Source organism: Treponema sp. R80B11-R83G3 (assembly GCF_054786115.1).
In genome coordinates, this window is sequence record NZ_BDHF01000391.1 from 1 (window position 1) to 630 (window position 630).

At 37.8% G+C, this 630-nt stretch carries 2 protein-coding genes; both read right to left on the bottom strand.

What is annotated here, in order from left to right; genetic code table 11:
* Window positions 1-26: 26 nt before the first annotated feature.
* The gene (locus ACYVRH_RS14040; RefSeq protein WP_461257501.1) at window positions 27-392 is read right to left on the bottom strand and encodes a RidA family protein; all 366 of its coding nucleotides are present in this window, start codon (window positions 390-392) and stop codon (window positions 27-29) included.
* A 19-nt stretch (window positions 393-411) separates the two neighbouring features.
* On the bottom strand, window positions 412-630 hold a 219-nt coding region (locus ACYVRH_RS14045; RefSeq protein ID WP_461257502.1), incomplete at its 5' end, for a hypothetical protein.

Here is a 630-nt window from a genome sequence, read left to right on the forward strand (position 1 = left end):
TTTAAATTTAATTCCATGTATCCCTTTTACTTCTTATACGCTATTGCGTCAAGTTGGAACAAAAGCCCTTCTTGTCCACCGACATGGGCAAATTCCGTCTGTATTGATTTTCTTGCGGGATATTTTCCGTTAAACCGTTCCTTAAAGACTTTTTCCATTACTGGTATGTTCCATATGTCTCTGAACAGGCAGTCCAGTTTTACAACTGAATCCAATGTTAAGCCTATTGTTTCAAGCCTTTTTTTCAAATGGTCAATAGCGCCGTTTATCTGGTTTTCAATGGGCTGACCTATATTGCCTACACAATAACTTATAAAGGCGAAATCTCCGGCTTCGACAATGCCGGTATGCGCCCATTGCTCGTTTACGTCGCTTCTTTTTATGCTTTCCATGCTTTTCTCCTTAAATATTTTATCTTATAATCAACCTTGCTTTAAGGCTGAATGTAAATGGCAATTTCTTGTCCAAAAAAGGGAAATGATATGCTCCCTCAACGCTTCTTTCCATTCCGCCTGCGTCGTAATACAGAGTGTCATATTCATTGAAAAATTCTATTGTTAATCCTGCGTTTATCAATGAATTAATAATATCGCTGACCTTGTACATCCATTCATAATGGTCGGTCTTTTT

What these genes read in the sequence shown, in the direction of transcription:
- ACYVRH_RS14040 (WP_461257501.1), bottom strand. Translation starts at nt 392, where the DNA reads ATGGAAAGCATAAAAAGAAGCGACGTAAACGAGCAATGGGCGCATACC.